The 4239-nt window shown below is 40.4% G+C and carries 3 protein-coding genes; all 3 read right to left on the bottom strand.

Annotated features, from left to right (window positions below):
- Positions 1 to 73: 73 nt before the first annotated feature.
- Entirely contained in the window at positions 74 to 1420 is a 1347-nt protein-coding gene (locus tag FJR37_RS18600) for an N-acetylmuramoyl-L-alanine amidase (RefSeq protein WP_168466777.1), read from the bottom strand.
- Positions 1421 to 1460: 40 nt separating this feature from the next.
- Positions 1461 to 2399, bottom strand: coding sequence for a serine hydrolase (locus FJR37_RS18595; RefSeq protein ID WP_039199319.1), 939 nt, complete (start codon positions 2397 to 2399; stop codon positions 1461 to 1463).
- Positions 2400 to 2839: 440 nt separating this feature from the next.
- Entirely contained in the window at positions 2840 to 4141 is a 1302-nt protein-coding gene (locus FJR37_RS18590) for a DNA cytosine methyltransferase (protein WP_039199321.1), read from the bottom strand.
- Positions 4142 to 4239 lie beyond the last annotated feature (98 nt).

Here is a 4239-nt window from a genome sequence, read left to right as displayed (position 1 = left end):
CCCCCTACCTCCCCTACCTCCCCTACCTCCCCTACCTCCCCTACCTCCCCTACCACTAGTCCCTGTTCCCTAATTACAAAAGATTTGCTGATTCATAGAGTCTTCTGATAATAGCTGTAATTTTGATTCCGTAGTCTAAATCCGCAGACCAGCGCCCTGATAATTGATTAACTGAGGGAGCAACACCTCTGGTAACAAAACGAAATCGAGGATCTACTTCTGGCTGGACTAAAGGTTCTAAACTGGCATAGGCTTTTAAATGTTGAATATGCGCTCTGACACCAATTCTGGCGCTGGGAAATGATGCTCCTTCAGCACCACCACCAACGGCACCCAAACCGGCAAAGTTATTTTGTTGGGGTTTAATGTCAGTCCCAAACCGTAAAAATCCAGTTTCTAGACACATTTGACAAAAAGCAATGTCATGATTTATGCCTTCAATAGTTGCTTCTTCTCGATATAGTTTGGGAAGGTCAGGAAATTGGGTAATGGCACTTTCATTATTGATTTTTAGAAATGATTGTAATTGTATTTCTGATGTGTTGCCATTGGAGATAAGTTGTTCAATTTGTCCGGGACAAACTGTTGAAATTGAGCGTAATCTGACTGTGCGTGAGGCACTATCCCAATCAATAGAAATATGAGATTCTCGAAGTTCTATGGCTTTGATATAAACTATTTGCCGATAGGTAATCCGGCGTAAATTAGTTAATTTTGAAATATCAATCCGTAAACGATCTACTAAATCAATGGGGATGTAAGCATTACCATTAATTAATAGTCCTTGTTCTGAGTAATTTTGTCCATTGATATTGATGTTAATGCTGGGATAATTTTTGGTTGTTGGTTGCTGAGGATCATTTGCTTGACTCCAAGTAGTTAGTCCTTCGGCAATTCCGATCGCAAAATCACGACGACGACTTTGTAATAAAGCCCGATCTTCGGGACTGCTGAGGAAACCGACTTGTAGTAATATGGCGGCGATCGCTGTTTGACGACAAAATTGCAAATTACCCAAGCCACTATCTGTATCTGGTTTTACTCCGCGATTGGGTAATTGGGGGACACGGCGCAAAAGTGCCGTTAATAACATTTCTCCATTTTGCTTGCGCTGATCGTTTTTGGCAATATAAAATGCACTTGCTCCCCGCACAGATGGACTATTGGCCGCATTGGCTTGAATTTCTAGGGCTACATCTTTGGCATTAGCACGAGCATTAATCCAGGCAATAGTTTGAGCCGCACTTAAATCGTCAGGAACAGCTAAAACTTCTAAATTCCGGGTCCGCAGTTCTATCACCACCAAATCCCGCAAAAGAATCATTTCCTTTGCTTCCGTTGTGCCACCAGCGATCGCACCGGGGTCATTTTTACCCGCTTCTGTGCCACCATGTGCCGCAGAAATAAAAATCCGTCCCATTTTTACCTATTTCCGTTGTTAAGTCCCAGCAATTGCAATTCTATAAATTAGCGATCGCTTCTGCAATTCTTCTAGACACAAAAGGTAAAATTTCCCGACTCTTAGCTTGCTCCTTCCCCTCCGTAAACACCACCAACAGATAAGGGCGCTGATCTGGTAATTCAATATAAGCCGCATCATGACGGACTGTACTTGTCCAACCTGCTTTTGACCAGATTTGACTATTTTGAGGTAATCCACCCCCTAAGAAGCCTGTAACTTGGTTCTCATCACCATCTTGGCTTAACTCTTCTGGCTTAATACTGCGTTTGAGTAAATTCATCATGGATTGCGATCGCTCACTAGAAACCGTCACCCCACCCACGATACTATGTAATAATCTCGCAGTCGCATCCGTCGTCAGCATATTCCGATTTTCAAACATCTCCCCATAAAAAGCCCTTTCCCGTCCATAAGGACCATCACCCCAAGTTTTTTGACAGACATTAACCGCCTTCATTTCCTCCCACCCCAAAGACTGGTAATAACGATTAATAATATTACGTTGATATTTCCAAGTTTCAAAAGGGCCAGGACTTAACTGAGGACCAGAAGTAGTTCCACTGATGATATCAACAATTAAACTAGTCGCATCGTTGCTAGAATCAACTATCATATCCTTCAAAGCCCGGTCTAATTCTGCCGAAGCATGACTCATTCCTTTCTCTAGCCATTCTTGCACCACCACCAAATAAAATAACTTCACCACACTCGCAGGATAAATCCGTTCTCCCCCCCGATAGCTAAAACCCCGCACCGGATGTTCCCAAAAAGCGTTAGGAGTCAGCGCACCACCCGTATTCACTGGTGCGGGAGGATCATATACCACCCAAGTGAAAGCAATTTGATGAGATGCTAAAGTTGGAAACTCTGCCCAAGTTGCCTCTAAAATTTGATTACCGATATTTTCTAGTTGTTGGTCTTGATTAAAAAAAATCATTTGTAAATAATTTCCTTATGGTATTGGGAGTTTAGGTTCTGGACTCAATCCTATCATTATCTGTATAATTACTGAGGTAATAATTATGATTAGGCTAATTTCAGGTAATTTATCATGGCATTTGATTTAACAATATTTTATAGTTATCTGTGAGGGTTAGAAGTATGGCTAACGCCACGCTACGCTATCAGGAGTATGGCTAACGCCACGCTACGCTATCAGGAGGTAGGGGCGCAGGCCCTGCGCCCAGTCAGGAGTATGGCTATAAATAATTGGTGATATTGATACAATTTGCTGTATTACGTGACATACTCCTCTATATTCCCTTCTCTCGTGCTACGCACATTAGTCAGCGAACTGTCGTCAACTCACGCGCCATTCATCCCACGCTCCTAAGAGTGAGCTTGGGGCTTCTGTCGGGAAAGCTAAATTATAAAAATTCATTTTTTTCTGGTTCTCGGTTCTATAACATCAGGGTTCACTCCAAAGTATTTCGCTGCTGCTGACATATCAAGCGTTAATAAACTAATATCCCCTAAATCTTTAATACCTTGAGGTATGGTTTTTGTCACTTTTGCACTATCAGAAGATTTGATATCTAAAAATTTAATAATTTCCTCTGCGACTGCTTGTGCTAAAAGCGGGGGAACAGAATTACCAATTTGTCTAAAACCATGCCATTTTGTCGGATGAAATCGAAACCAGTCAGGATAGGAATGTAACCGCGCAGCTTCCCTAACAGTAATACATCTGGGGATAAAAGGATGTATGGGACGAGGTGAAGTAAATGCACCTTTATTACTAGGTGTTCCGGCTCTTAAGGTATTACATAAACCATCAGGATCAAGTTTATGAAAACGACTGATTGATTCGATTTTACCATGTAGTGTGGATGCAAATCTATCCATAGATTCGGTCGAATGCTTACTTCTTAAACTTGATGTTAGTAAAGTAGGATCATATTGACGTTTGTAGGAATAGTTGTTTTTTGCAGTTGGAAGATTACGCAGGTTTTTAGCATAGTTACTAGGTTTAGCAAACTCTGTAAATATCCAATCTTGTTGATATAGTTCTGGATAGTTTTCTATGACTGGTAAATCTTGTAATGCTTCCCAAACTGTAGGAGTTAAGACTAATTTAGTTTCGGAAGATTGATTGGATTTTGCTGGGAATGTGATTTTTTCTGGATATTTAGGTAATTCTAAATCTTCACGCGCACCTAGTAAAAATAACCTTTCTCGATTTTGGGGTACTCCATAATTAGCTGCATTTAAAACTTGGTAATTTGCATTAACTTGATAACCACTTTCGGAAAATTGACTAATGATTTCAGCAATAAATTCTTTGTGTTTCCCGACTGTCATTCCTTTGACATTTTCCAATACAAAAAACTTGGGTTGTAATTCTACAACTAATCTAATAAAATGGAAAACTAAAGAGTTTCTTGGATCATCAAAAGAACGTTTTCCCATTAATGAGAAACCTTGACAGGGTGGACCACCAAATACTACATCAATTTCTTGATTAGCAATTTGAGAACTATTCCGAATTTCCTTCCCTGTTGTTTCTTCCACACTTTTGCATAACACAGTCCAAAAGGGAAAGTTAAATTGATGAATTGCACAATGAATTGGATCTATTTCCACAGATGCTAGGACATCAAAACCAGCTTGTTCAAAGCCTAAAGTCATGCCACCTGCACCTGCAAATAAATCAACTGCAATTGGTCGGTTTTTTACCATTAGTTAGTTATGAGTTAAGTAGGTTAGCATTGAAAATCGTCGTTATGACAAGGCAAAAGGCAAGAGGCAAAAGGCAAGATTGAAGAGGGTTTGGGCGA

Source organism: Aphanizomenon sp. UHCC 0183 (assembly GCF_009712065.1).
GTDB classification, from domain to species: domain Bacteria; phylum Cyanobacteriota; class Cyanobacteriia; order Cyanobacteriales; family Nostocaceae; genus Dolichospermum; species Dolichospermum heterosporum.
This window is presented reverse-complemented; position numbering and strand designations above follow the sequence as displayed.

Excerpts from the sequence above, each read along its gene's own strand:
- FJR37_RS18595 (WP_039199319.1), bottom strand. The coding sequence starts at position 2,399 with ATGATTTTTTTTAATCAAGACCAACAACTAGAAAATATCGGTAATCAA.
- FJR37_RS18600 (WP_168466777.1), bottom strand. The coding sequence starts at position 1,420 with ATGGGACGGATTTTTATTTCTGCGGCACATGGTGGCACAGAAGCGGGT.
- FJR37_RS18590 (WP_039199321.1), bottom strand. The coding sequence starts at position 4,141 with ATGGTAAAAAACCGACCAATTGCAGTTGATTTATTTGCAGGTGCAGGT.